Origin of the sequence: Flavobacterium stagni, from assembly GCF_004122105.1 — a bacterium.
Taxonomy (GTDB): Bacteria; Bacteroidota; Bacteroidia; order Flavobacteriales; family Flavobacteriaceae; genus Flavobacterium; species Flavobacterium stagni.
In genome coordinates, this window is record NZ_SBKN01000010.1 from 30,740 (window position 1) to 56,230 (window position 25,491).

At 40.0% G+C, this 25,491-nt stretch carries 19 protein-coding genes; 15 read left to right on the forward strand and 4 right to left on the reverse strand.

Going from position 1 to position 25,491, the window contains the following annotated elements; genetic code table 11:
- Positions 1-7: 7 nt before the first annotated feature.
- Positions 8-3,226, reverse strand: coding sequence for a tail fiber domain-containing protein (locus EQG61_RS13205; protein WP_129462423.1), 3,219 nt, complete (start codon positions 3,224-3,226; stop codon positions 8-10).
- Between the two features lie 264 nt (positions 3,227-3,490).
- Here EQG61_RS13205 and EQG61_RS13210 point away from each other — a divergent pair, with 264 nt between their 5' ends.
- From EQG61_RS13210 to EQG61_RS13250, 9 genes are all read left to right on the forward strand, one after another.
- Positions 3,491-4,228, forward strand: coding sequence for a LytR/AlgR family response regulator transcription factor (locus EQG61_RS13210; protein WP_129462424.1), 738 nt, complete (start codon positions 3,491-3,493; stop codon positions 4,226-4,228).
- Positions 4,228-5,691, forward strand: coding sequence for a sensor histidine kinase (locus EQG61_RS13215; protein ID WP_129462425.1), 1,464 nt, complete (start codon positions 4,228-4,230; stop codon positions 5,689-5,691). Before EQG61_RS13210 ends, EQG61_RS13215 begins: the two co-directional genes overlap by 1 nt.
- Positions 5,692-5,904: 213 nt before the next feature.
- A complete protein-coding gene (locus tag EQG61_RS13220) occupies positions 5,905-6,999 on the forward strand; it encodes a GAF domain-containing protein (RefSeq protein WP_129462426.1) in 1,095 nt (364 codons plus the stop codon).
- 15 nt (positions 7,000-7,014) lie between these two features.
- Complete coding sequence (locus EQG61_RS13225; protein WP_129462427.1) at positions 7,015-8,592, forward strand: rhomboid family intramembrane serine protease; 1,578 nt, start codon at positions 7,015-7,017, stop codon at positions 8,590-8,592.
- Positions 8,593-8,708: 116 nt separating this feature from the next.
- Positions 8,709-9,407, forward strand: a complete 699-nt coding sequence (locus tag EQG61_RS13230; protein WP_129462428.1) for a hypothetical protein — start codon at positions 8,709-8,711, stop codon at positions 9,405-9,407.
- 695 nt (positions 9,408-10,102) lie between these two features.
- Positions 10,103-10,870, forward strand: coding sequence for a sensor histidine kinase (locus EQG61_RS13235; RefSeq protein ID WP_129462429.1), 768 nt, complete (start codon positions 10,103-10,105; stop codon positions 10,868-10,870).
- Positions 10,871-10,903: 33 nt separating this feature from the next.
- Positions 10,904-11,563 carry a response regulator transcription factor gene (locus EQG61_RS13240; RefSeq protein WP_129462430.1) on the forward strand — a complete coding sequence of 220 codons (660 nt, stop codon included), beginning with the start codon at positions 10,904-10,906 and terminating at the stop codon, positions 11,561-11,563.
- Between the two features lie 229 nt (positions 11,564-11,792).
- On the forward strand, positions 11,793-12,413 hold the full coding sequence (locus EQG61_RS13245; protein WP_129462431.1) for a hypothetical protein: 621 nt from the start codon (positions 11,793-11,795) through the stop codon (positions 12,411-12,413).
- 192 nt (positions 12,414-12,605) lie between these two features.
- On the forward strand, positions 12,606-14,156 hold the full coding sequence (locus EQG61_RS13250) for a T9SS type A sorting domain-containing protein (protein ID WP_129462432.1): 1,551 nt from the start codon (positions 12,606-12,608) through the stop codon (positions 14,154-14,156).
- A gap of 4 nt (positions 14,157-14,160) precedes the next feature.
- On the opposite strand, the gene EQG61_RS13255 is transcribed toward EQG61_RS13250, so the two are convergent.
- Together EQG61_RS13255 and EQG61_RS13260 are read right to left on the reverse strand one after the other, a co-directional pair.
- Positions 14,161-15,069, reverse strand: coding sequence for a pseudouridine-5'-phosphate glycosidase (locus EQG61_RS13255; RefSeq protein ID WP_129462433.1), 909 nt, complete (start codon positions 15,067-15,069; stop codon positions 14,161-14,163).
- On the reverse strand, positions 15,066-15,962 hold the full coding sequence (locus tag EQG61_RS13260; RefSeq protein WP_129462434.1) for a PfkB family carbohydrate kinase: 897 nt from the start codon (positions 15,960-15,962) through the stop codon (positions 15,066-15,068). Before EQG61_RS13260 ends, EQG61_RS13255 begins: the two co-directional genes overlap by 4 nt.
- A gap of 271 nt (positions 15,963-16,233) precedes the next feature.
- Between EQG61_RS13260 and gcvT the strand changes: the two genes are divergently transcribed.
- From gcvT to EQG61_RS13275, 3 genes are all read left to right on the forward strand, one after another.
- Positions 16,234-17,316, forward strand: a complete 1,083-nt coding sequence (gcvT, locus tag EQG61_RS13265) for a glycine cleavage system aminomethyltransferase GcvT (RefSeq protein WP_129462435.1) — start codon at positions 16,234-16,236, stop codon at positions 17,314-17,316.
- A gap of 87 nt (positions 17,317-17,403) precedes the next feature.
- Positions 17,404-18,114, forward strand: coding sequence for a YebC/PmpR family DNA-binding transcriptional regulator (locus EQG61_RS13270; protein ID WP_129462436.1), 711 nt, complete (start codon positions 17,404-17,406; stop codon positions 18,112-18,114).
- Between the two features lie 298 nt (positions 18,115-18,412).
- Positions 18,413-20,314: an SPFH domain-containing protein gene (locus tag EQG61_RS13275; protein WP_129462437.1), complete on the forward strand. Its 1,902-nt coding sequence runs from the start codon at positions 18,413-18,415 to the stop codon at positions 20,312-20,314.
- 107 nt (positions 20,315-20,421) lie between these two features.
- Here the strand turns inward: EQG61_RS13275 and EQG61_RS13280 are convergent, their stop codons facing one another.
- Positions 20,422-21,594, reverse strand: a complete 1,173-nt coding sequence (locus EQG61_RS13280) for a proline dehydrogenase family protein (protein ID WP_129462438.1) — start codon at positions 21,592-21,594, stop codon at positions 20,422-20,424.
- 87 nt (positions 21,595-21,681) lie between these two features.
- Between EQG61_RS13280 and aroB the strand changes: the two genes are divergently transcribed.
- The 3 genes from aroB (at position 21,682) to EQG61_RS13295 (ending at position 25,487) form a co-directional block, all read left to right on the forward strand.
- The gene (aroB, locus tag EQG61_RS13285) at positions 21,682-22,743 is read left to right on the forward strand and encodes a 3-dehydroquinate synthase (protein ID WP_129462439.1); all 1,062 of its coding nucleotides are present in this window, start codon (positions 21,682-21,684) and stop codon (positions 22,741-22,743) included.
- 293 nt (positions 22,744-23,036) lie between these two features.
- Entirely contained in the window at positions 23,037-24,434 is a 1,398-nt protein-coding gene (locus EQG61_RS13290) for a type III PLP-dependent enzyme domain-containing protein (RefSeq protein ID WP_129462440.1), read from the forward strand.
- 78 nt (positions 24,435-24,512) lie between these two features.
- Entirely contained in the window at positions 24,513-25,487 is a 975-nt protein-coding gene (locus EQG61_RS13295) for a deoxyhypusine synthase family protein (protein WP_129462441.1), read from the forward strand.
- Positions 25,488-25,491: the final 4 nt, after the last annotated feature.

Below are 25,491 nucleotides of genomic sequence, written 5' to 3' on the forward strand. Positions count from 1 at the left end.
TTGGGTTTTATTTGTTTTCTAATTGTTCGATTCGTTGTTGGAGCAATTGTAACAGTTCGTTTTGCTTATTTATCAAGGCTTGTTGTTCTTGAATGGACTTGACCAAAACGGGAATTACTTCTGCATAGTTCACACCTAACAACGGAGCTTTTTCCCAAACGCGTGGTGCTCCCTCTGAGGCATTGCTCCATTGAGAATCGACGACTACTTCGGGTACCACTTCTTGCAGGTCTTGTGCAATAAATCCGAGGTGAACACTGTGGTTATCGATGTTTTGGTTTTTCCATTTGAAGGTTACAGGTTTTAATTGCATGAGTTGGTTCAGTCCGTATGTTAGGGGCTGAATGTCTTGCTTTTCGCGGCGGTCACTGGTATTGATGGTTCCGTTGGTTGCGAAGAGGGTATTCCAGCGGTTGGCAGCTTGTCCGAGACTTTGGGTTCCGTCGTTCATGGGCATAAAACGGGCTCCGAGAAATTGGTACAAATCATTCACGGTAGTCAGGTCGTCACCACTACTCCCAAGGGTTAAATTGGGGCCAATATTGTAAATACGCCAATCGGTATTGGCTGCTGAGGAACGAAAAAAATCAAGCGCTACATTGGACGTTGTCCCAACAGTAGAAGTATTGGCGATTCGGGTAACGGTGAGTCCTGCTGGCCCGGAAACCTGTAGTTTTTCAGTGGGTAGTGTGGTACCTATTCCGACTTCTCCCGTAGGTAAAAGGGTCATGAGGGTTCCTGTGGTTAAGGCCGTTGCGGTGGTTGCACTGGTGCCTATTTTAAAACTATCGGCTGAGGTATCGAGTCCGAAGCTGTAATGCCTTGCACCGGTATTTCCTAGGTGAATAATGGCATCGCCTGTACCTTGTTGTTCGATGTAGAGTTGGCCGTTGGTGGTTGAGGCTGAATTCTCAGCGATATGGAATTGGCGTGAGGGCGTTGTGGTGCCTACTCCGACTTCACCAGTCGCTAATACGGTCATGAGTGTTCCTGTGGTAACGCCTTCGGCAGTGGTTGGGCTTGTACCTAATTTAAAACTATCCGTAATATTATCCAATCCGAAACTGTAATGCCGTGCACCGGTATTCCCTAGGTGAATAATGGCATCGCCTGTACCTTGTTGTTCAATGTAGAGTTGGCCGTTGGTGGTTGAGGCTGTATTCTCAGCGATATGGAATTGGCGTGAGGGCGTTGTGGTGCCTACTCCAACTTCTCCAGTCGCTAATACGGTCATGAGTGTTCCTGTGGTAACGCCTGCGGCAGTGGTTGGACTCGTTCCTAATTTAAAACTATCCGTTAGATTATCCATTCCGAAACTAAAGTGACGTGTACCCGTATTTCCTAATTGGATAAAGGCATCACCTGTTCCTTGTTGTTCGAGGTAGAGTTGGCCGTTGGAGGTTGATGTGGTAGTTTCTGCTACATGGAGACGTCGTGAGGGAGAAGTTGTTCCAATTCCGACACTCGTCGATGCTGTTGCCCCATTTACACCATTGATACTTCCTAAAACGAGAGCATTACTGGTATTCACGAAGGCTTGATTTCCAAGCGCTGTAGCGTTTGTTAAGTTACTGGTTCCTACTTCGGCATCATTTCCCAATAATGTATTTCTTTCCCCTGTCGTATTCACATTTCCCGCTGAAAACCCTATAAATAAGTTAAGTCTCCCAGAAGTATTTTGCCCTGAAAACGCACCTATCGCAATATTATTATTCCCTGAACTATTTAATCCAGCGGCATACCCAAGGTAAGTACTTGCATTTCCTAAACTACCATTTGCCCCTGAGAAACGTCCCAAAAATGTATTATAGTCTCCTGAAGTATTGGCATTCCCTGCCAAATTTCCTATGTACGTATTGGAAGTTCCCGTACTGTTTGTACCTGCTGATAATCCAAAAAATGTATTTGAACTGCCGAGTAGACCTGCTAATGTGTTATTACGTTTAAACACCAAATCGACATTATCGGTTGTTCCAATAAAATTGGTAGTTGCATTGGTTCCTGCATTTCCTGAAAGACCCCATGCCAAAGACGTTGCGCTTTGCCAGGTAGCTGTTCCGTTACCATCACTGGTTAATACTTTCCCTGCGGCTTGATTGCCGTCAACTAGTCGTAAGTTGCCCACCACATGTAATCGTGTAGCAGGTGTTGCGGTACCGAGTCCTGTATTTCCATTTTTTAGCACTACCATGGCATCACTCCGTTCGGCAGTATCGATTATCGAATTACTATTGGTATCTAAAGCATTTCCAATTGTAAATAGACGATCGGTAGCATTGGTCGTGTTATAACTAAGATTTCCAACGGGTGTTGGTGTATACGTTGTAGCACCAATTCCAATGACCGTTTCTCCTGCACTGAAGGCTGTATTTTGAATTCCCCAAGCAGTAGCCGCGTATCCTGAAGCAGTGGACATTTGACCGAATGCTGTACTACTATCTGCGCTGGCCGTATTTTGTAAACCAAAGGCAAATGATCGTGATCCGCTGGCGGTAGAACCCGCTCCAAAAGCGGTAGACAATAAACCACTTGCCGTTGTACTAGCTCCAAAGGCTGTGGACGTATTGCCACTTGCGGTTGTAAAACTTCCAAATGCAGTCGCACTATTGCCACTTGCCGTAGTTCCTTGTCCAAAGGCAAAAGTATTGAATCCACTAGCTATTGAATTGTAACCAAAAGCGGTAGAATTATCACCAACATTGATGTTATCCCACTGATCTGTATCGGTAATTCCGGCTCGAAAAGCGATTTTCTTGGGGTACCAAAACATTCGCACGCCGGTGGCATTGGCCAGATTTGTTCCACTAGAATAGACACCGGTGGAGATCAATCCATCCGTCCCATTAATGGTTAGGGCACCCGCATCTGCCGTGATGGTCTTCCCTAATCCAGCTCCTCCAAAATCATAGGCTTGATCGAGGGTTCCTACTTTGGTCCCTGCAATGGGTTGCCATACTGTGGCGGCATTATCCCAATAGTAAAATCCGGGAGAAAAAGAACCCGACGCGGTGGATAAATAAACGAGCATCCCGTTTTGTGCTGCGGTAGGATTGACGGCTGGAAATGTTGTGATCCGCGGAATCAAAATACCGTCAGTATTTGCAGGGGTTGTAGCATTCGAAGGCACAATATCCAATTGGGCTTTGGGGTCGGTGGTGTTCACTCCTACTTGGGCTGGTACAATTTGGAGCACAAAAAAAAATACGAGTACGTAAATTCTTTTCATGGCTTAGGGTTTTGCTGATTTTGACTTAAAGGTATTCGTATATCCCAAATGATCGAATTACTAATTGATGATTTGTCGTAAATATTGTATACTTGGATAAAAAATGATGAAGACTGGTGCAGGGAGTTCTTTTGCCACCAACATCGCATTTTCTGCGACTTACAAGTAGATGCAGGTCGATTATAGTAAAAATGATACCACTGGTACAAAAAAAAGACGAACCTGTAAAAAATGTAGTATTTTTATGTAATTGATTTTTCGTGTATGATTCGTGTCCTCCTTATCGATGATGAACTTAGTGCTTTGAAAAGCATGCATTGGGAACTGACCAACTTTTGTCCTGAAGTAACCATTTTGGGTAGTTTCACCCGTGCTGCAGAAGCCAAAAACTTTTTGGATCATCATACCGTGGATTGTGTTTTCTTGGATATAGAAATGCCCGAGATGGATGGCTTTCAATTTTTGGATTCCCTGACCGAACGCAATTTTGCTGTGGTGATTACAACGGCTTATGATCAATATGCCATTAAAGCCATCAAGGAACGTGCTTTGGATTATTTGTTAAAACCGATTGATACGGATGATTTACAACAGTGTCTTCAGAAGATAAAACAATTCAAAGAGGAATTTACAGTACATGAGCGTTTGGAAAAAACCTTAGAACAACTCATTCATAAAAATCTTTCGACCAAGAAAATTAGTATTCCTTGTGATGGTAAATTGCTTTTTTTAAATGCCGATGATATACTGTATTGTGAAAGTGACGGAAACTATTGTACGGTATTTTTAGAGAATAAAGAAAAACTTTTTGTGACGCAAAAATTGAAATTTATGGAAGAGAAATTGGCTGATCATTATTTCTTCCGGATTCATAACTCCTATTTAATCAATTTGAACAAGGTGAAAGAATTTCATAAAAGTGAAGATTTTGTTGTTTTAACAAATCAGTGCAGGCTTCCTGTGTCACGGCAAAAGAAATCCACCTTTTTGAATCAAATGTAATGATTACACAAAGTACCCTCTTTTATGTTTTATCCAGTTTGGTTACGGGAGGTGTAGCTATATATTTTCTATTGTGCTTATTGATTTATTTTCAATCCAAACAAAAGAGTTTTTTGTATTATGGATTGTATAATTTTTTCTTACTGACCTATCTGATTACCAAAAGTCCTTTTCTTAGCAAGACTTTAATTCCATTTCTCAAAGCGCACGATTGGACCTCTTACAATTGGTACAGTCAGGTCGTTTACAATTCCTTATTGTTTTTATTCTACCAGGCATTTTTGGATTTGGACCAACATTATCCACGGTTTAATCGGATACTTCATCGGTACTTAGTAATACAATTGAGTAGTGCAACGGTGTTGTTTTTATATACGTTGCTCACCGGAAATCACTGGATTTTCACCACCTATTTTATTTATGTATTTATTCCCATTGTTTCGGGTTTTGTGTTTTATGCTTTATACATCGCTTGGCGAATTCCGAATCGGTTGGGTTATTTTATCATTACTGGAGTAGTGTTATACAATGTATTTGCCTACTTTTCTTTGTATCAAAGTTTTCATCATTCAATAGCCACAGAACCGCTGAATTTCTTTTTCATTGCGATTCTTTTAGAATCCATCGTATTTATTTTGGGATTGGGGTATAAGGTCAAACTCATTTACCAAGATCGCTTGAATACACAACTAAAAATTATTGAGGAACAACGCGTCAACCAAGAACTTCGGACAAGCCATCAAAAAGTATTGGAAGCGGAGTTGGCTTCAAAAATAAACGACTTAAAAGAGGCGTTACAAAAATCAGAAGCAGAGAAAGTGACCACTTTACGTTTGCAATTTGAAAATGAGGTTAACATTTTAAAACTGGAATCGCTTCGTAGTCAGATGAACCCCCATTTCATTTTTAATGCACTCAATTCGATTAAAGTGTATTTGATCGAAAACAACAAGGAACAAGCGATTTATTATTTGAATAAATTTTCAAAGTTAATTCGCAAAATATTGGAGAGTTCGCGCAACGATAGCATCACTTTAACGGAAGAATTAGAAATTATCGAATTGTATATGCGAATTGAAAACATTCGTTTTGACAATCAAATTGATTTTTCCATAACACAGGATGAAAAGGTGGGTTTACCTACCGTGAAAATTCCGAGTCTTTTACTACAGCCCTTCATTGAGAATGCCATTTGGCATGGTTTAATGTTGAAAGAAGGCGAAAAAAAGATTTCTATTCATGTGGGGGTTCAGGATAGTCGTGTGGTTTTGACCATTTCCGATAATGGAATTGGAAGGGAAAAAGCAAGGGAACATCGCGAGAAAAAATCCTTTAAAAAGGAATCGTTGGGATTGGAGTTTTCTCGTGAACGGCTTTCTTATTTTAACAAAAAAACAGAGAGCAATTATTCTTTCAACATTGAAGATTTGGAGGAAGGAACGAAAGTGGTGTTTTTGTTTTAGGGTTCAGGTTTAAAGTTTCAGGTTTAAAGTTTCAGGTTTCAGGTTTCAGGTTTCAAGTTGGATACGAGTGAATTCACGTTATGGAAACTCAGTAGCTCAGCAGCTTAGTAGCTCAGCGTCTTTTTTAACACTCCCTACTTCATGTATCCCAAAAACATTTTGTAACTTTATATCAACAATAGCTGCACTCTACGCCATTTAAATACCCTAACTATGCATGAAGCGAAACGTTTACAGGAATTGTTCAATTACCAAATATTGGACACTAAGCCCGAGCAGGCTTTGGATGATATTGCCGAAATTGCCTCTTTGGTATGCGATACACCGATATCACTAATTACGATGGTGGATGATTCTCGATCTTGGCATAAATCGATTTATGGTCTTGACTTAAAAGAAGTGAATCGATCGGATTCTTTTTGCCAGCATATGCTTTACAATACGGAGGATTTGATGATTGTTGAAGATGCGTTATTGGATCAAAAGTTTGCCAATAATCCCTATGTACTTCAGGAAAACGGGGTTCGGTTTTATGCAGGCGCCCCATTGGTGACTCCCAAAGGTTATGTATTGGGTTCGCTCTGTGTGGTAGATACAAAGCCCCGAAAGTTGCATGCCCGTCAGCTTCAAGCCTTAAAACTGCTTTCGCGAAAAGCGATGGACTATTTGAATTCGCGCAAATTAATAGTTCTTCAAAACCAGTCTATTGCCAAACAATCGCACAAGATGAAACGCCTAACGGATTTATCGCCGGGGATGTTGTTTCAATACCGCAATACGGCCGATGGCAAGGGTCATTTTGATTTCATCAGCGATGGTTTTTCCCTTTTATTTCCACATTTGCGCAATGAGCATGTGTACAGTAACCCCAATGCGTTATTGGCTTATATTCATCCTGATGATGTGGCCAATGTGAAAAAAAGTGTGGATTTGGCCATTACCCAAAAAACCAATTGGCATTTTATCTACCGTACTACCGATTTAACGCATCGGGAGATTTGGCATATGGTGAAAGCCCGTATCGAAAAATCGGATGATGAAGAAACGATCTGGTATGGTTCTATTCAAGACATCACTTCGATTATTACCAATGATAAAACGCTGGGTGATGTGTTGTTTGAACTTTCGCACCATTTGCGTAAACCGGTTGCCAATATCTTAGGCATTACCCAACAAATGCAACAAGAAAATCTAACTTTACCCGAGCTGCAGGAATACATCCAAATGATTGCCCAAAGTGCCGAAGAATTGGATTTGTTTATTCGGCAACAAAATTCGTATTTTAACGACCAAAAGAAATCCACTTAAAAAGTCGACTGCTGTTTGGAACCATTACCGTTAATTGCCAAAATTCGCCTGTTATTTCCGCGCCTGTTGATGGGGCTGGTCATTTGTTCGGGATACTTAAGTATACTCCATGTTTTGTTTGTGATTCCGCACATCGGACTCATTTGGGAGGAGGATATTGTATTGTTTTTTATCCCGATGGTTTCGGCCTTGGTGTGGCTCTTTTTGATGCGGAATTCCTTTCGGTATTTCGAACGGGTGGGTCGCTATTCCTCACGAATGCTTGTGATTTATTCCTTTTTCTTTTTGCTCTTTGGCAATATGATGGTGCAACAATTGGTCCATCATCTGGCGGGCGAAAAGCATACGGTAGCGCGAACCAGTGCGATCACCTATTCCCCTTACTACGCCACGTATCTCATTAAAGATTGGAAAATTGACACCTCACAGGTTACGGATGTTCGCTCCTATTCCGTTACTGGAAGATTGGATACGGATCTGAATCTACACATGACGGCTATTGTTCCGTTGGTGGACACTATACATCCTAAAGCGTCAAAGCAACACCGTATATGGTTGCTCCACTCCTATTCCGAAACCCTTGCTAATGCGTACGACAGTGATGCGGCTAAGCAAAAGAAATTGGACCATCAATGTTCGATTTGGTTGCGCGAGGTAAAAACCAAAACATTTACGTTTACTTCCTTTCATCGTTTGGATAAGCATTACGAGCGGCAAACGTTTCAAAAAGTGGCAACGGGTTTGAAAGGGACTACTTCTCAACCTCTAATTCTACTTGAAGGGGCTGTCGATGCGGAAGGTGATTTTCTGTATGATGCTTTTTTCAGTGTGTTTCTTTTTATCTTATTTTTTGGGGCTATTGGATTTGCCTTATTGCAATCGGCACATCCCATTGCCTCTCATTTGCGTTATGGAATTGCCTTTGATGATTATTGTGCTGACTTGGATAATGCCAGCGGATGGATACCTGCCATCTTACCCAGGTACCGGTACCTACTTACGCCTTGGTTGATAGTGGGCAGTATTGGTCTCTTTATTTTCCGATTTGCGGGTGGGTTGCATTTTGGCTATTTTGATACTGACGAATTAATTGCCATGGGGGCATTACTTCCCGAGACGTATAATTGGCGATTGTTGACGGCTCCTTTTATCGAATCGAGTATCATTAATCTTGGTTTTCAGGTCTTGTGTTGGTATTACTTAGGGCAATTGTTAGAGCCTGTTGTTCCTTGGAAAACGCGTTTGCGATTATTTATTTACAGTACTTTATTGAGTGGTTACCTGCATGCAGCTTGGAGTTCGGCACCTTGTTTTACCGGTGCTTTAGGCGGCACCATGGGTTGGTTTGGATTGTTAATCGCGTTATGGTACGACACGGAATGGGATTATTGGGACAAGGAGCGGTATAAAATCACCTTTCGCTGGGTGATTGCTTTGTTCATTGCGGCTTTAGGTTGTGGAATAATGAGTGATGCTGATGATCTTGCGGCTTATGTCATCGTCTTTATTTTTGGAATGTTTTTTAAGACTGCCCGCAAGAAAACCCTTGTATTTCCTGACGTTCAAGAACAAGCCAGGCCTTCTTCCGAGTAGTCTATAGGAAAAATACCTAAAACAAATAGTGTTTTTCCTATAGGATTAATTCGAAGTATACTGCATATTTGTTCTACAAAATAACCCCAATTTATTAACTCTAAAACATTCAACTTATGAACCAAGGTTTAGGCTCTACCAGCCATGTTGCAGCACCCGAAAACATTATTGTCATTGACGCCAATTTAGTAGATAATGCATGGAAAATTGCCAACAGTGCGTATTTCGCTTCTAATTTACTTCCTTCACCCCATGTTGCCGATTATTTCATTATTGATTTGAATTTGGTGAGTTCAACTGATCCAAAAGTGATTACGGGCTGGTTAAAGTTCAATGCTGCCTATTTCAGTTATGAAGACAGTAATAATTTCATTGCTTTGGGCCACGACTTAACCGATTTGATTTACCATACACAAATTGAAACGGCGATTACAGCGGGTCTTAGTTTTCAAATCAACGGATCGGATTTAGCGAATCTTTCCTCCTCATTTGACCGCAGTAATTACCCGCATTATTTTCAAGTGGAAACCAACGCCTTAGGGGTTCCCACTGGAATTACCGAAATAACGGATTACAATTGTGAAGCAAATTCTTTTTCTTTTCCCTTATTTAAAGCTATCTTTACCTTGTTTGGTATCGCCCCCACCGACCGTCGCAATGCAACGTTTAGTTTTGCCCAGATTGTGAGTCCGACCAACGTGACCAGTATCGGATTTAAGTTGGAGTATGGAACGAAGACGATGTATTATGATTTTTCAGGAGGTCAAACTCCACCATTAACATCTACTATTTCTATAGCAAGACGATTGAAATGACCTGTAACAATACATTTATTGCCTTTTTAAATCATTTACCTTTAATTGTATATTTTGAAGGGATAGTTTTCATACTATCCACCCTATTCATTCTTAAAAGTAAAAAGCATCACTATTTGTTTTTATCGATTCTACTGTTGTATATTTTTAATGAATTTACCACCTATTATCTTCGGTTTATAGATCATAAAAAATATTTTTTTATTGACAATCTTATCATGATATCTACAATTTCACTATCTACTATATTGTGGTATATTCAAATAGGGAAATTAAATATTTTTAAAAGAAAAATACCCTGGATAATAGCGAGTTTCATAATAATTGTATCCTTATTAATTTACAAATTGGACTTGAAAAATGTTTCCTATGTTATTTTCCCCATTGGAAGTATTATCTATTTATTTATGTATTTTTTTACGTGTATTAAAAGATTAAAAAATGAAGATTTTGAATTTTTGTTCTCCAATAATTTTATCCTTTTCAGCTCGCCTTTGTTTATGTTTTTTGGATTATCAATGATTTTTTCCTTTGTGAGTTGGGATCTTCAAGAGACGATACTGTTTGGAACAACTTTGATAGATATCGTTGCTACTTACATTAACTACATTACTTACAGTCTTTTTCTTTTATTTGCTTATAAAGAGTATAAATCCGCCAAACAAATTGAACAACTGCAAAATAATTAAACTATTATGCCCATTGAGTATTACAAAATCGCTTTAGGAATATTTGTTTGTTTGGTCTTTGTGAGTCTGACCACTCTATTCAGTTATTTACTGGCCCGATTATACATCACCAAAGTAAAAAAACACGCCGAGGAGATGCATGCCAAAGACATGGAATACCAGACTACGTTAACCGAAACGATCGTGGAAACCCAGGAGCAATTGTTGCAGAACATCTCAAGGGATTTACACGATGATGCGGGACAGCAGATTACGGCGTTAAATTTTCAAATTGAGAATTATAAGCACGACCATCCCGAAGAGGTAGAACGGTTGAGTGTACTTTCGCAATCGTTAAACCATTTGTCGCAATCGGTGCGCAGCATCAGTCACTCGTTGAGCAGTCAGTTGGTGATGCAACAAGACTTAGGGAAAGCGATTCGCAACGAACTCGAACGTCTGCAAAAAAACAGTCGGATCCAATTTGGTATTGCCGTTAGTGATGCTCCACTCCTATTAAAAGACGATGAAAAATTAATTATCTATCGTATTTTTCAAGAGTCGCTGAACAATTGTTTGAAGCATGCACGGGCGAAAAATATCAATATCGAACTATTGGCTTCGCCCAAATTTAAATTATCAATAAAGGATGACGGAAAAGGATTTGATTTGAATGAAAAATCATTATCTTTAGGAATGATCACCATGAAACGTAGAGCCGAGTTAATCGGCTGTACGTTACAGATTGCCTCCCAACCGGGACAAGGCACCCAATTGGTCTTGTCTCGCAATTAGAACAAAAACAACACGTAATAAAACCCTAGTACCATGGAACCCATTCGCATCTGTTTAATTGACGATCATGAGATTGTCCGGCAAGGCCTCAAAGAATTGATCAAACGCTTAGGTGACTACGAAGTGAGTCACGAATTTGATGACGGAGACCATTTTTTGGAATCCTTACCTTTGGACCCTGTCCCGGATATGTATATTTTGGATTATTCCATGCCGCATAAAAACGGGATTGAAGTATTACAGGAATTGGAAAAGATGGGCGGCGACTACAAAGTGATGTTGCTCACTCAGCACATTGACGAACATATCATTGATGATGCCTATCACCATGGCGCCCGCGGCTTCTTGCATAAAAACTGCACGGCCGCCGATTTAAAGTCGGCCATTGACAATATCCTCAACATTGGCTATGATAATATTGCCGAAATCTTAAAGCGGGTCAAGAATTACGATACACGCGAATCCGATTTGACGCCAACTGTTTTTGATTTATCCGATAAAGAGTTGGAGTTTTTATCCTTGGTTTGCGATGAGCGTGAACTGACCTATGAGCAAATGTCTAAGTTGATGCGGGTTTCCCAAAAATCAATTGATGCGTACCGTTCAGCTTTGTTTGATCGCTTCCAAATCAAATCCAAAGTGGGCTTGGTGTTATTTTCGTATAAATACCGCTTGACGGAGCCTTTTTTGTAAATAACTATTTGGGGTTATTTCGTATTTTAGTTGTGATGCTCTTAGTGGCTATACTCGAATGTAGAAAGTTAGCGTTTTATTTATATAACCTAAGTGCTTTGAACATTTCAGTACATAAAACGTTTCTCATAGTAAAAAAACAATTGAGTTTACTTTAATTGAAACTAGAGCTAACCTTAATTTCGGTCTAAAAAATTTTAAATTTAATATCTATTTTAACCCTCCAAAAATGAAAAAAGCTGTCTTATTTCTTCTATTATTTCCCTTACTTGTTTCTGCCAAATTTTACAAAGCCAAAATAAATTTTAATGATGGTACTTCTAAAAATGGTTTTATCGAATTGCCAGAGTATCCTGATGATTCCAAAATTAAATTTAAAGAAGAAGAGGATGGGAAAACCGAAAAATATAAAATTGATGACGTAAGTAATTTTGAAATTACTAATGATAAAAATGAAATTGTAAAATATATCTCTTTAAAATTGGCCGATCAAGGAACGTTTGATCGAAAAAAAATTAAACCCGGTGACAAAAAAATTTGGGCAAAAATTATCATTGAGGGTAAAATTTCTATTTATGCGGCATATTATGCTTACAATCCTGCTTCCAAAACTGGTGGTGGAGGAACCTATTATATAAAAAGACCAAATGAAGATTTTGGATTATACTTGGATGAATTTGGCAACAATGGTTTAAGTGTTTGCATGAATTGTTATACGGAATTAAAAAAGACACTAAAAGCCTATTTTGAAGATAGTTGTCCGAATTTTTTAGAGAAAATAACCAAAGAGGATTTGAATAAAAAAGGGGTTACTTATTTAGTTGAATTGTATGAACTGAATTGTAAATAATGAAGAAAATTACAGTTATTTGCTGTGATTTTTAAACTGATAACATATACGAAGTAAAATGAATTGTGTGAGGCAAAAACACAATCTCATTAAATTTATTTTTCTATTGCCAAAGTTGTTGCTCTGTGATCTTTCACTCAATTAGAAAAGTTACTATCTTTATAGTTTAAATCATCCCTTTAAACTATTGCCATGAAGTCTTTTTATCTTTTTTTGTGTTTATCCCTATACGCCATCACTTCGGGACAAGTTTTGGGTCCGAGTTGGGTAAGTTATCTTCCCGGTACCACGGGTAATCCCAATCTAATGGGTACGCTTTCCACTGTCGATTCCAGTGGCTATAGTTATGTTTGTGGAAATACAGGTACGCTCTCCTACTACAATGTAGCGCAAAGTAACCTTACCTTAAAAAAATTTAATTCCTTATTACAAAATGAATACGCTGTAAATCTTTTAGGAGATTTGCATGTTTACGCGCTTGTTTCAGATGGCAATAGCTTATATATCGCATTAAATTATATCACCCAACTGGATTATGAGACGTTGCATTTAAGTGATACCTCTGGAGAACATCCTGTATTACTAAAATTAGATAGTGACGGGCATTATGTCTGGCATCTTCCGCTTTCGGGTAATAATGTCTTTCGATTTAGAGCGCTTACTTTAGACGTCTATAATTCCGTTTATATTGGGTATGACAATTATTTTAATTCGTACATTAAAAAGTTAGACACCAATGGAAATACACTTTTTACCATTACCCAAAACAATGTAAAAATGATCAGCAATATCAGCGTGGTCCCTCAAGGGAATATTGCCGTAGCGGGTGGTTGTTCTCAAAGTATTCCTAATTTCAATGGTACTTCCGCTTCCAATTCACTTTCTTACAGCACCTATATCGCCTACTACAATGCCTCCCAACAACTCCAATGGGTTCATTTTTTTGAAGACATTACGTGTTCAGATCCTGATGTAGCCATAGACCCTTCGGGCAATGTGTATTTCACTTCCACTTTGTATGATAATTTCCCACTTCTGGGGCAGCCCACGGAAGGGCCAGTAGCTGGTTTGGATTTCTTTTTGATCAAATTAAATCCGCAGGGCAATTTGGTTTGGTATCGTGAGGTACCCGGCGCGGGGCAGTTTAAACTGGCCAAATCGAAATCGGTGGCCGTGAGTTGGGGACAAAATTACCCGGCCGTCATTTATGTAGCGGGTACAACACGTAATTCCGTGCAATGGTTACCTGACTTCGCTACAAATCCTGGAAATCAAGATGATATTTTGCTTTTGGCCTATGACTTAAATGGCAATCTAATTCATCACACTATCGGAGGAAGTAGTACGGGGAACGATCAATTGGACGGCCTTACGATTAACTCGAACAGTTCCTTTGCAACCATCTCAGGAATTACGTTGGGAACAGGTTCGATGCATGGTATGCCATTAAATCCAAGCACTACCAACTATACGCCTTATATTATTCGTCTTGATCAAGTCTTTTTGAATCAGCACGAGTTTACCACTACTACATGGTCTGTTTCACCCAATCCAGCACATGAAACGATAACCCTTCGAACCCAAGACTATTTTGGAAAAGGGACACTAACGAATGTATTGGGTCAAAAGATGCGTGATTTTGATATCGAATCACCCGAAACAGTACTCCATGTAAATGAATTACCGAAAGGCATTTACATAATCACAGTGGGTACCACCTCCAAACGAATCAGTATAAATTAATCTATTATTGAGTAAAGGCTACTGCAATTTTGGCGGCCACTTTTGCATTGTTTTTAATTAAGGCAATGTTGGCTTCCAGGCTTTCTCCTTGGGTATGGTCGGCAATGAATTTTAAAATAAATGGGGTTACTTCTTTTCCGCGAATACCTTGTTTTTCAGCAGCGGCTAAAGCGGCTAGAATGTGTTCCTCCACCACTTCCATCGGCATTTCGTATTCTTGTGGAACTGGGTTGGCAATGAGTACCGAACCGTTTAATCCCAATGCCCATTTGGCTTTCAGCATTTGGGCTAAACCTTCCACCGAATCTTCACGCATGGGCGATTGAAAGCCACTTTTGGTAGAATAAAAGCTAGGAAATTCCGATTGCCCGTAAGTAACTACAGGTACGCCAAGTGTTTCCAAATATTCTAGGGTTAGTCCGATATCTAAAATGGATTTCACGCCAGCAGCGACGATGGCAACATTGGTCTGACTCATTTCGGTGAGATCGGCTGAAATATCCATGGTGGTTTCTGCACCGCGATGCACACCTCCTATTCCGCCCGTGGCAAAAACGGAAATTCCCGCCATAACTGCAATGCGCATGGTGGTGGCAACAGTAGTAGCCCCATCCATTTTCTTAGCGATCACATACGGCATATCGCGTAAACTTACTTTCCAAACGCCTTTGGCTTGCGCGAAGTCGTCAATTTCGTCTTCGGTTAAACCCACCTTACAAAAACCATCACGTATAGCAATGGTGGCTGGTACCGCTCCATGGGCACGTACGACGGCTTCCACGGCTTTGGCAGTAGCTGCATTTTGGGGCCAAGGCATTCCGTGGGAAATAATGGTGGATTCTAAAGCGACTACAGGATTTCCTGTGGCTAGAGCTTCTTGAACTTCGGGACTGATTTGTAGGTAGGTATTCATGGATAATAATTTTCTTTTAGTAATTCTAATTGTTGGGGATGCAGTTGGCTGTCAACGGCTCCTTTTTGATGAAGAATATGTAAGGCCAATGCATGACCGTATTCTAAACATTCTTGACTATTTTTATGATGATATTGCGCATATAACCAACCCGCTAATGCTGCATCTCCGGCACCTGTGGAGTCTGCCATTTGAATGGTGGGGACACCCAAATCAACCTGTTCTGAAGTAGTATACAGCGATGATCCCGCACTACCCTTTCGTAACCAAACTGCTTTTACACCACGTTGGAAGAGGGAATCCAGTCCGCCCAGAGCCTCTAATTCTTCTTCATTGGGAGTGAGTAAGACGACAGGGTTTAAGTTGACTTCCTTTAATTTCACTGCTTTGAGTACCGATACGGGTTCGATAACCAGTTGCCAATGGTATAGAGCCGCTTGTGTACTCAACCATTGCAAGGTTTCCACTGCTAAATTGGTGTCGGCTACAATACAAAAAGCTTGGTGTAAAATATCCATTTTAGTTTCCAAAAAATCGGGGGTAATCAATGCCGTAATTTCATCCTGACAAATGGCTGTAAAGAGTTGTCCATTGGGATGATGAAAGGCGATGTATTTACCCGTAGGTTTATCGGAAGAAAGCACATGCGTCAAATCGATACCTGTCGCTTCCAATTGCGAATGAATTTCTTGACCAGCAGCATCCGTACCTAAAGCAGTAATCAATTGTATTGGAATTTCCAAAGCTGCCAAATGACGGGCTACATTGGTCATCACACCTCCCACCGATGTTGTTCCATGGGCTGGATTTGAGGTTTCCAAAAGCATCGTTAACTGACTGAAGTAAACTTCATCCAATAATGCTGCGCCAATACAAAGAATGGGTGGATTCATGGGACGAAGATACGAAATTTGGTGACTAGTGGTTAGTGACTAGTGACTAGTGACTAGTGATTTGATGTTAGATTTTGGGATTTGAGATTAGGTCCCGAAATTTCGGGAGAGATTTGGGATTCGCAACTCTATACTGATCACTGACGACTTATAACTGCTCACTGATACCTGCTCACAGATTTTCTGAAAAATACCTTGTAATTAAGAAAACACAAGTGAGTTAGATTGTCCTTTATTTCTTATTTTTGCGCCACAAACCAACTTTAGTACAATGAAAAATACTGCTTTGACGCACATCCACGAGCAATTGGGAGCGAAAATGGTTCCATTTGCGGGATATAATATGCCTGTTCAATACGAAGGGGTGAATATCGAACATGAAACGGTACGTAACGGTGTAGGCGTTTTTGACGTGTCGCACATGGGTGAATTCCTAATTACGGGTCCGGGCGCTTTGGACTTGATCCAAAGGGTGACTTCAAACGATGCTTCGGTATTGACTGTCGGACGTGCGCAATATTCCTGTTTGCCCAACAATGACGGTGGAATTGTAGACGATTTGATCGTGTACCGCATGAAGGAAGAGCAATATTTGTTAGTCGTAAATGCGTCTAATATTGAAAAAGATTGGAATTGGATTGCATCACACAATACCGACAATGTAGAGATGCGCAATATTTCTGATGACTATTCATTGTTAGCGATTCAGGGGCCCAAAGCTATTGAAGCGATGCAATCCTTAACTTCTGTAGATTTATCGGCCATCAACTACTATCATTTTGAAGTGGGACCTTTTGCAGGTATCGAACATGTGATTATTTCAGCAACGGGTTATACGGGTTCCGGTGGTTTTGAAATTTACTGTAAAAACAGTGAAGTGGAACAATTATGGACAAAAGTATTTGAAGCGGGTGCAGCTTTTGGAATCAAACCCATTGGATTGGCTGCGCGCGATACCTTGCGTTTGGAAATGGGCTTCTGTTTATACGGAAACGACATCAACGACAGCACCTCTCCTATTGAAGCCGGATTGGGTTGGATTACCAAATTCACCAAAGAATTTACCAACAGTGCTAATTTAAAAGCCCAAAAAGAAGCGGGTGTATCACGTAAATTAGTAGGCTTTGAATTAATCGAACGCGGTATTCCAAGACATGATTATGAAATTGTGGATGCTGACGGAAACAACATTGGTATTGTCACTTCAGGAACGATGGCACCTTCTTTGGGTAAAGGCATCGGAATGGGGTATGTGAAAACAGAATTTGCAGCAGTTGACTCCACCGTTTACATTCAAATTCGAAACAACAAAGTAGCCGCTAAGGTGGTGAAAATGCCTTTTTATAAAAAATAAGACGGAACAAGCTATTTGACTTTTCTATTGAAAAGTTTACCTTTGGCGTCCGAAAAATACATCATTAACAGCTAAATTACCAGAGCAATGGGAAGAGCGTTTGAATTTAGAAAAGCCCGAAAAATGAAACGTTGGTCAGCAATGGCTAAAACGTTTACCCGAATTGGAAAAGATATTGTTATTGCCGTAAAAGAAGGTGGTCCGAATCCGGAAGCCAATGCACGTTTACGTGCGGTGATGCAAAATGCAAAAGCGGCAAACATGCCGAAAGAGAATGTGGAGCGCGCCATTAAAAAAGCATCTGATAAAGATACGGCCAACTATAAAGAAGTTCTGTTTGAAGGCTATGCACCGCATGGTATCGCCATTTTAATTGAAACAGCTACCGATAACAACAACCGTACTGTGGCAAATATCCGTAGTTATTTCAATAAATGTAACGGTACTTTAGGCACACAAGGTTCGGTTGAATTTATGTTTGACCATACGTGTAATTTCCGTATTCCGAATACGGGACAAGATATCGAGGAATTGGAATTGGAAATGATTGATTTTGGTGTGGAAGAAATCTTCGCGGATGAAGACGGTATTTTGATGTATGCGCCTTTTGAAAGTTTTGGTTCGATTCAAAAACATTTGGAAGCTGAAGGTATTGAAATCTTATCTTCTGGCTTTGAACGCATTCCGCAAGTGACCAAAGAATTGACGCCTGAGCAAGTGGCCGATGTGGAAAAACTACTCGAAAAAATTGAAGAAGATGATGATGTGATGAATGTCTATCATACCATGCAGGAATAATTTTTTTAAATTATAAATTTTGAAATATTAATAAAAGTCGGCTTTGTGCTGACTTTTTTATTTTCTACTCTTTTTTTTGTAACATTTCTTTTGACCATACGTATAACCAAGGATTTTGAAATTAGTCGATACAGCAAAAGATGAAATTTAGGTACTAATACCCTCCTGTTCCTTCAGAAAAGTACAATCCCTATTTCTTGAACACAGTTAACTGGAATTGAATTGTTATTCTTTTTCGATGCATTTGCTATGCTTTAAAATCTAAACCAACAATTAAAACCTTTAAAAAATTTATACCATGACTATTTTTACGTATTGGTGGGTGATCCTTTTAGTTTTATCACTCGTTTTGTACAAATTTGTATTACGTGTTTTCTTCGGAATGGTGATTGTCCCAGAAGACAAAATTGGATTAATCACCAAAAAATTCGTGCTTTTTGGAGCCGATCGTTCATTACCTGATGGTCGCATTATCGCTACTAAAGGGGAAGCGGGTTTCCAAGCCCAAGCCCTTGCCCCTGGTTTATATTGGGGAAAATGGATTTGGCAGTACAGCATTGACATGACACCGTTTACCATCATTCCTGAAGGAAAAATTGGATTGGTGCTGAGTAAAGACGGTAAAGAAATTCCGACCGGTCGCATTTTAGCCCGTAAAGTGGATTGCGACAATTTCCAAGATGCGCGAATGTTCTTGGATAATGGTGGACAAAAAGGACGTCAAACGGCCTTTATCACCAGTGGTTCGTACCGTATCAACACCTACTTGTTTGAAGTTGTCATCATTGACCAAGTTAAGATTTTTGAAAATATGGTGGGTATTGTGACGGCTTTGGATGGTGAACCCATTCCGTTGGGACAAATTGCCGGTAAGTATGTAGATGCCCACAACAACTTCCAAGACTTTGATTCGTTCTTAGAAAATGGTGGTAACCGTGGTTTACAACCGCAAGTGATCTTAGCCGGTTCTTATTATATCAATACCTGGGCTATCCAAATTGAACAAACGCCAATGACTGATGTACCAATTGGCCATGTGGGTGTTGTAATCTCGTACATTGGAGAAGACGGTCAAGATGTTACAGGTGATACTTTCAAACACGGGAATATTGTTTCCAAAGGTCAACGTGGGGTTTGGATGGAACCACTGGGTCCAGGGAAATACGCATTGAACAAATACACGACTAAATTGGAATTGGTGCCCACTACCAACTTGGTATTGAACTGGGCGAATGCCCGCAGTGAATCCCATGATTTGGATAAAAACTTATCGACAATCACGGTGCGTTCTAAAGACGGTTTCCCCTTCAACTTGGATGTCTCACAAATCATTCACGTTCCAGCCAATGAAGCGCCCAAAGTAATTGCGCGTTTTGGTAGTATGACCAACTTGGTTTCACAAGTATTGGAACCAACCATTGGTAACTACTTCCGTAACTCGGCACAAGACAGTGATGTGATTTCCTTCTTAAGTACGCGTAAGGAACGTCAAGAATCGGCTAAAGTGCATATCAAAGCGGTTTTGGATGAATACAATGTAAATGCTGTTGACACCTTAATTGGTGATATTACACCCCCTGAATCGTTGATGAAAACGTTGACGGACCGTAAAATTGCAGAAGAAGAGCAAAAAACGTATCAAACCCAAAAGATGGCGCAAGAACAACGCCAAGGGGTGGAAAAAGAAACGGCCATTGCGGACATGCAAAAAGAAATCGTACGTGCGGCTCAAAGTGTAGAGATTGCACAACGTACAGCAGACGCTACAGTGAAAAAAGCCGAAGGGGATGCTACGAGTTTGAAACTGAATGTAAACGCGGAAGCGGAAGCCACCAAAATGCGTGCTCAAGCGGAAGCCGAAGCGACCAAAGCCCGTGCAGGAGCACAAGCCGAAGCAACCAAATTGAATGCTACTGCAGAAGCTGAACGTATTTCGAAAACCGGTTTGGCGGAAGCAGAGAAAATTATGGCCATCGGTAAATCGACTGCTGAATCGTATCAGTTGCAAGTAAGTGCAATGGGTGGTGACAACTTTACCCGTTACAAAATCACCGAAGAATTGGCCAAAGGAAATGTGAAAATCATTCCTGATGTGTTAATCAACGGTAACAACGGTTCTGAAGGTGGCATCAGTGGTTTGCTTGGCATGAAACTCATGGAAATGATGGATGCTGATGCGGAGAAGAAGAAAAAGGAATAGATTTTAGATGTTAGACGTTGGACTTTAGACGTTGGACGTTGGAATGAAAGTTTAATTTATTTCATTTAATATAAAAAGCCCCTGTAAATTCAGGGGCTTTTGCTTTTTTATTTATCCAACTTACGGCGTTGGCGTTCGGTTTTTAACAAGTTCAATTCCCGACTCGTTTGTCCGGCAACCGAAGTGTTTTCTTCAGCTCGGCGAATCAAATAGGGCATTACATCACGCACGGGTCCGAAGGGCAAATATTTGGCTACATTATAGCCGTGGGCGGCCAAATTATAACTGATGTTATCACTCATTCCATATAATTGACCAAACCAAATGCGTGAGTCGCTTTTCGCTAGGCCTCTTGCAGCCATCATTTCCATTAATTTATACGAACTCTCTTCGTTGTGTGTTCCCGCAAAAATCGCCATACGGTCAATATGTTCCATCATATAATCCACGGCGGCATTGTAATTATCGTCGGTGGCGGCTTTACTCGGACAAATAGGTGATTGTTGTCCCATTTGTTGGGCGCGGTCATTTTCTTTTTCCATATAAGCGCCACGTACTAACTTCATTCCGATATAAAATCCATCAGCTTGTGCTCGTTGGTGTAATTGTTTTAAATAGTCTAAACGATCCCAACGGTACATTTGCAAGGTATTGAAGACAATCGCTTTTTCTTTGTTATAACGGCGCATCATTTCTTCCACCAAATCATCCGCAGCATCTTGCATCCAACTTTCTTCCGCATCAATTAACAAAGCCACATCTTTGGCATGGGCAGTTTTACAAATGATATCAAAACGTTCACATACTCGATTCCATTCGCTTTGTTCATTCGCTGTCAGTGGATGTTTTAATCCAACTTTTTCATACAACGCAATACGTCCTAATCCGGTAGGTTTGAAAACTGCAAACGGTATGGCTTGACGTTCTTTAGCAAAGTCAACCGTTTTTAAGGTCATGTTTAAAGCTGCATCAAATTGAGCTTCTTCTTCTTTGCCTTCTACTGAATAGTCTAATACAGAGGAAACCCCTTTGGTATACATTTTATCCACTACCGAAAGGCAATCTACCTCGGTTGTCCCTCCACAAAAATGGTCGAAAACCGTAGCACGAATCAATCCTTCTACCGGTAAATGGGCTTTAATTGCAAAATTTGTTACTGCTGTACCGATTCGAACTAAGGGTTCGCTAGCAATCATTTTAAATAAAAAATACGCGCGATCGAGTTCGGTATCAGTTTTTAAACTGAACGCGACTTCAGTATTGTTAAATATCTTGTCCATGGTTTGTTTGAAAGTAGACAAATGTACTAATTGTGAACTGAAATTATAGCAAAAAATGCCGTATTTTTGGAACCAAAATTGACTATAATGCAATCCATTTCTGCCAACGGCTACTCGATTGAGTTCAACGAATACGGTTATGAAAAACTGAATCAACTGATCCAATCCAACCGCTATTCTTCCCTATTCATCTTGACCGACAGTCATAGTAACGAACATTGTGCCCCCCATTTGCTACCCCATTTGGCTGTTGACGTTCCTATTGAAATTATAGAAATTGAACCGGGGGAAGGAATGAAAACCATGGCTACCTGTGTTGAGTTATGGACGTTGTTGACTGAAATGGGCGCTGATCGCAAATCGTTACTTATTAATTTAGGCGGAGGTGTGATTACGGATTTGGGCGGATTTGTAGCTTCTACGTTTAAACGCGGGATTGACTTTGTGCACATTCCCACTACCCTTTTGGGTATGGTTGATGCGGCCATTGGTGGTAAAAACGGTGTCGATTTAGGATTGCTCAAAAACCAAGTGGGAACCATCACCAATCCAAAATTATTAGTCATTGATTCCGCCTATTTGGCCACCTTACCCCAACGGGAAATGCGTTCGGGACTCGCAGAAATGCTGAAACACGGTTTAATCCAAGACAAAGCGTATTGGGAACAATTTCTGGACTTGAGTCAGTTGGACAGTTCGCTTCTTGACACTTTAATCTATCGTTCGGTCGAAATTAAAAATACCATTGTTACACAAGACCCGACAGAGAACGGTATCCGTAAAGCCTTGAATTTTGGACATACTTTGGGACATGCCATTGAAAGTCATTTTTTAACTACTGAAAATCCCTTATTACACGGCGAAGCCATCGCTATTGGGATGATTTTGGAGGCTTACCTCTCTTATGAAAAAGGATTACTTTCTAAAGAAGATTATCACCAAATTAAATACGTCTTGTCCGATTTGTTTGAGTCGGTAGTCATCACGCCAAATGACATTGAAATTTTGCTCGAATACATGATTCACGACAAGAAAAATGAGTACGGTAAAGTGCAATTTGCACTATTGAATGGAATCGGAAATATTAGCCTTAACCAAGAAGCTGATAACGAAATGATTAGCCGTGCATTTAAAGACTATTTGGGCTAATATTTTTTTAGCTAAAATATTGCAAATCGATTTTTTTATTTTTTACATTTGCGGGGATGATAAAAAACAATATTCCAACGACAAAATCCTTGTTGCAAAGCAACGGCAAAGCACTTTCACACGTGTTGCCTGCGTCGTTTTTTATCCCAAAAGCACTTTACACCGTTTACAATCAAACCTCCGACTCAGTAATGGATTTATCGATTGTGTATGAGAACCTTAGAGTTTGAGAAGTAAAAACATACGTTTACTAAGCATTTGCATTTGTTTTTATCACTCATTCAAACTTTAAAATGAATACGAAATATTCCGACTTAATAAACCAAACTTTTTATTTTCCACAAGAAGAGTTTAGCCTTAATAAAGACACTTTATTATTTCACAACATCGATTTGATGAAATTAGTAGAGCAATACGGTACGCCGTTGAAGTTCACCTATTTGCCTGCTATTTCCAATAATATCAATAAAGCCAAGAGTTGGTTCCGTAAAGGAATGGAGAAAATTGGCTACGAAGGCAAATATTATTACTGCTATTGCACTAAGAGTTCGCATTTTGAATTCATTATGAATGAGGCGTTTAAAAACAATATTCATATTGAAACGTCGTCGGCATTTGACATCAATATTGTGGAAAACCTTTTGGCTAACGGCAAAATCAACAAAAATACTTATGTAGTGTGTAACGGATTCAAACGTGATGCCTATGTAGAAAATATTGCCCGATTAATCAACAACGGTCATAACAAAACCATTCCTGTAATTGACAACTACGAAGAGTTGGATTTATTACAAGAACAAATCAAAGGGAAATTCAAAATTGGTATCCGAATCGCTGCCGAGGAAGAACCAAAATTTGAGTTTTATACTTCGCGATTAGGAATTGGTTATAAGGATATCGTGCCGTTTTACCGTAAACAAATTCAGGAAAACAAGAAAGTGGAATTGAAAATGTTGCACTTCTTTATCAATACCGGAATTCGGGACACGGCCTATTACTGGAACGAATTGTTGAAATGTATGAAGGTGTACATCGCTTTGAAAAAAGAATGTCCGACACTTGACAGTTTGAACATCGGTGGTGGATTCCCCATCAAGAATTCCTTGGCCTTTGAATACGACTACCAGTATATGGTAGATGAGATTTTGAACCAAATCAAAATCGCTTGTGATGATGCCGAAGTAGAAGTTCCCCATATTTTCACCGAATTCGGTTCGTTTACCGTAGGTGAAAGCGGTGGTGCTGTTTACCAAGTATTGTATCAGAAAAAACAAAACGACCGTGAGAACTGGAACATGATTGACAGTTCGTTCATCACTACCCTACCCGATACGTGGGCTATCAACAAACGCTTTGTTATGTTGGCTGTTAACCGTTGGAACGACACCTACGAACGCGTGCTATTGGGAGGTATGACATGTGATAGTGACGATTATTACAATTCTGAGCAACACATGAATGCGGTTTATTTACCCAAATACAACAAAGAAAAACCCTTATATATCGGATTCTTCAATACCGGCGCTTACCAAGAAACCATTGGTGGATTTGGCGGATTGCACCACTGTTTGATTCCCCAACCCAAACATATTTTGATTGATCGGGATGAGAATGGTATCTTAGCCACCGAAGTGTTTTCAGAGCAACAAACTTCGGACGATGTATTGAAAATCTTGGGCTACGACAAATAATATTTTTTCGTTTGTAGTTTTAAAAAAATAGTTTTTCTTTGACCCATAAGAATTAGACAAACACAGAAAAGAGGAATAATGAGTAAAGGACCTATCAGTCAGTTTATTGAACACAATTTTTTACATTTCAATGCAGCCGCTTTGGTGGATGCTGCGAAAGGATATGAAGCCCATTTGTTGGAAAATGGAAAAATGATGATTACCCTTGCCGGTGCGATGAGTACCGCAGAGTTGGGGAAATCATTGGCTGAAATGATCCGCCAAGATAAAGTACATATCATATCTTGTACAGGTGCCAACCTAGAAGAAGACATCATGAACTTGGTGGCACACAACTCCTATAAGCGTGTTCCTAACTACCGTGATTTGTCTCCACAAGAAGAATGGGATTTGTTAGAAAACCATTATAATCGTGTAACGGATACCTGTATTCCTGAGGAGGAAGCTTTCCGTCGTTTACAATCGCATTTGTTTGATATTTGGAACAAAGCGGACAAAAATGACGAACGTTATTTTCCACATGAATTCATGTACCAAATGATTAACTCAGGAGTGTTGGAGCAATATTATGAAATTGACCCAAAGAACTCTTGGATGGTGGCCGCTGCTGAGAAAAACTTACCCATTGTAGTTCCAGGATGGGAAGACAGTACGATGGGGAACATCTTTGCTTCCTACTGTATCAAAGGAGAGTTCAAAGCCACTACCATGAAAAGTGGTGTGGAATACATGATGTGGTTAGCCGATTGGTATACCAAAAACTGCGAAGGCAAAGGTGTGGGATTCTTCCAAATTGGTGGAGGTATCGCCGGAGACTTCCCAATTTGTGTAGTACCAATGTTGTACCAAGATATGGAGATGCATGATGTACCGTTTTGGAGTTATTTCTGCCAAATCTCTGACTCTACAACGAGTTATGGTTCCTACTCTGGTGCAGTCCCTAATGAGAAAATCACTTGGGGAAAATTAGACATCACGACCCCAAAATTTATTGTTGAATCGGATGCTACTATTGTGGCACCGCTTATATTTGCTTACCTTTTAGACTTATAAAATC